Below are 3,127 nucleotides of genomic sequence, written 5' to 3' on the forward strand. Positions count from 1 at the left end.
CGATCGCGTTTGAGCCAGTCGTCGAGGATGTCGAACCATCCCCGCTCTTGCTGTACGCGCCCGATTGCAATGGTCATAATAGCAATCTCCAGACTAAATCAAATGTTATGGATGACAAACCGTAAACCAAGATCGAGCAGCACATAGCTGTACTGTCTCGATCACTGCATAAACAAGTGTTATTTGTGAAGTAAGTTTACGTTTCTTTACTATGCCGCTAATTTTCTCAGAATTCAAGGGGATCGCTCAAGACTTACAGAGTCTTTTCAGAATCTTATCTGGCCATCGCATTGCCATCAAATTCCATAGCTGCCCAAGCTGATAACGTCCTCATTATCTCAAGCTATTACGCAATACCTTTAAATAATCCCTGGGGACGGAAGAGCAAGACTAGCACCATAATGGCTAGAGCTATGCCCTGCTTGTAGGCCGTAGGCAAGATTAGTGTGCTCACTTCTTGGCTAATACCAATGATCAAAGCACCAGCAATAGCGCCATAGGGGTTGCCAATGCCTCCCAGAATCACGGCTGCAAACATCGGCAAGATCAAAAACCAGCCCATATTGGGGCGCACTGCCTCTACCAAGCCCAACATGCCTCCACCCAAGGCTGTCAAGCTCCCGGCAATTACCCAAGTCCAAGTGATTACCTGCTCAACATTAATGCCAGTAACCCTTGCTAGGTCAATATCATCCGCAACAGCCCGCATGGCCTTGCCAATTTTGGTGTATTTCAGCAACAGGTGTAAGCCTACGATCGCCACCACAGCCAACACGGTCACCACTAGTTTGTAGTAGGCCACGTTAATACCTGCGATGGTTACGGCTGGTGTCACGGGTAGGTCGTAGTTGCGATTGCTGCCACCCCAAATCAAGATAATGCCATTGCGCAGGAACAACGCTAGCCCAATGGAGATGATGATCAGCGTAGTTGAGGATGCTCGACGATCGCGCATCGGTGACCATAATAGTGCCTCACTTACCAACACCACCACCACGGTGCCTAGAATGCCAACCACCATTGCCACCCAGATGTTGCTGATTACTGGAAGGCCACTGGTATTGCAAGCAAATGTCAGGTAAGCACCCAGCGTCATCAAGTCACCATGGGCAAAGTTAGATAGTCGCAAAATCCCATAGGTCAGTGTCAAGCCCACAGCCGCTAGGGCAATAATGGCACCCACTGACACACCATTAACCACCAGTTGAATCAAGTCATTCATGGGCCACGTTGCTCATATCGTTTATCTGAGCATACAGGATCATAGAGCCAGCTAAATTGGTCAAGCCAGTGTTGTCAGGCAACTCTGTGTTCTATTTCGGTAACGGTGTAAACACGTCTAGTCAGAACTCAGCCAGAACTAGATGGAAATGCGGCTTTATAAATCCCGATAAAAAAAGTCGGGTATGTTTGACGGGTGTAATCGGGCATGTTAGGATGCATCGCAACCTAAGAATCTGGATGCCGCATTGTTGCGTTGACCGTTTATCTCCAATCCATCTCAAGATCTAGAAATCTATGACCACCCTGGCAACCGAACCATACTTATCGTCCACAACTGATTTACTCTCGACTCAAACCCCTACGCTTAAGGCACTGAAGTGTAAAGAATGTGGTGCTGAGTACGAACCCAAAGCTATTCATGTCTGTGAGTTTTGCTTTGGCCCCTTGGAAGTTGCCTTCGACTACAGCAACTTGAGCAAGGTTGTCACTCGCCAGAGTATTGAAGCAGGGCCTAAGTCTATCTGGCGCTATCGTCCCTTTTTGCCCGTGATCTCAGAGCAGCCGATCGATGTTGGCACTGGCATGACTCCCCTGCTCAAGGCCAATCGCTTAGCTCGTCGTTTGGGTCTAAAGCACCTTTACATTAAAAATGATGCGGTTAACATGCCCACCCTGAGCTTTAAGGATCGGGTGGTATCAGTTGCCCTAACCCGTGCCCGTGAACTGGGCTTTACTACAGTATCCTGTGCTAGCACAGGCAACTTGGCCAACTCAACCGCTGCTATTGCCGCCCACGCAGGCTTGGACTGCTGCGTGTTTATCCCTGCTGACCTAGAAGCTGGCAAAGTTCTGGGAACGTTAATCTATGGCCCTACCGTTATGGCGGTTAAAGGTAACTATGACCAAGTTAACCGCCTCTGTTCAGAAGTGGCCAATAGCCAGGGCTGGGGCTTTGTGAATATCAATCTGCGACCCTACTACTCAGAAGGGTCGAAGACCCTTGGCTATGAGGTGATTGAGCAACTAGGTTGGCAATTACCCGATCATGTTGTTGTCCCCCTAGCGTCGGGTTCATTGTTTACCAAAATCTACAAGGGCTTCCGGGAGTTTGTACAGGTGGGCTTGGTGGAGGATAAACCAGTCCGGTGCAGTGGTGCCCAAGCCGATGGCTGCTCTCCTATTGCCCAAGCCTTTAAAGAGGGACGAGACTTTATCAGCCCTGTGAAGCCAGCGACAATTGCTAAATCCATCGCAATCGGCAACCCTGCTGACGGCATTTATGCAATCGATGTAGCTAAGAAAACGGGTGGCCATATCGAGTCAGTTTCTGACCCTGACATTATTGACGGCATCAAGTTGTTAGCTGAAACTGAAGGCATCTTTACAGAAACAGCGGGCGGCACTACGATCGCGGTACTGAAAAAACTAGTCGAAGCAGGTAAGATTGACCCCGAAGAGGTTACGGTTGCCTACATTACTGGTAATGGCCTCAAGACTCAGGAGGCGGTTCAAGGCCACATCCATGAACCACTGACGATCGAACCCAAGCTAGATAGCTTTGAACGGGCGCTAGAGCGTTCCCGTACCCTTGATCGTCTAGACTGGCAACCCGTATTGGTCTAGCCAGTTGGTCATGGGTTGTCTAACTAGTTGTCTAACTGCTGGAACAGCCCATGATGGATGGCTGTTCCAGACTCTGGTTCTGAGTCTAAGTGAATATTCATGAGTAAGGTTCTTACTCAACAATTACGAGCATTACTGAGTATTATCAATTACCACTGAGGATTACTATGGCTGTTAAAGTTCTAATTCCATCTCCGTTGCAAAAACTGACCAACAATCAACCCACCCTTGATTGCGAGGCAAGTACGATCGACGAACTATTAGCCTCCCTGGAGCAGTC

Annotated in this window: 3 protein-coding genes; 2 read left to right on the plus strand and 1 reads right to left on the minus strand. The window is 48.8% G+C overall.

Translation table 11 applies throughout. The features are described 5' to 3' along the window. Positions 1-346 precede the first annotated feature (346 nt). Positions 347-1,222 (minus strand): branched-chain amino acid ABC transporter permease, encoded by an 876-nt coding sequence (locus tag NZ772_16340; GenBank protein MCS6815124.1) that lies wholly within the window; start codon positions 1,220-1,222, stop codon positions 347-349. Between the two features lie 296 nt (positions 1,223-1,518). Between NZ772_16340 and thrC the strand changes: the two genes are divergently transcribed. Next, the gene (gene thrC, locus NZ772_16345) at positions 1,519-2,847 is read left to right on the plus strand and encodes a threonine synthase (protein ID MCS6815125.1); all 1,329 of its coding nucleotides are present in this window, start codon (positions 1,519-1,521) and stop codon (positions 2,845-2,847) included. Between the two features lie 167 nt (positions 2,848-3,014). Then, positions 3,015-3,127, plus strand: a 113-nt coding sequence (locus NZ772_16350; protein MCS6815126.1) for a molybdopterin synthase sulfur carrier subunit, incomplete at its 3' end; no start/stop codon positions are given.

The organism is Cyanobacteriota bacterium, from assembly GCA_025054735.1.
Lineage (GTDB): Bacteria > Cyanobacteriota > Cyanobacteriia > SKYG9 > SKYG9 > SKYG9.

Coding starts and splice junctions, on each gene's coding strand:
- thrC (MCS6815125.1), top strand. CDS start 1,519: ATGACCACCCTGGCAACCGAACCATACTTATCGTCCACAACTGATTTA.
- NZ772_16340 (MCS6815124.1), bottom strand. CDS start 1,222: ATGAATGACTTGATTCAACTGGTGGTTAATGGTGTGTCAGTGGGTGCC.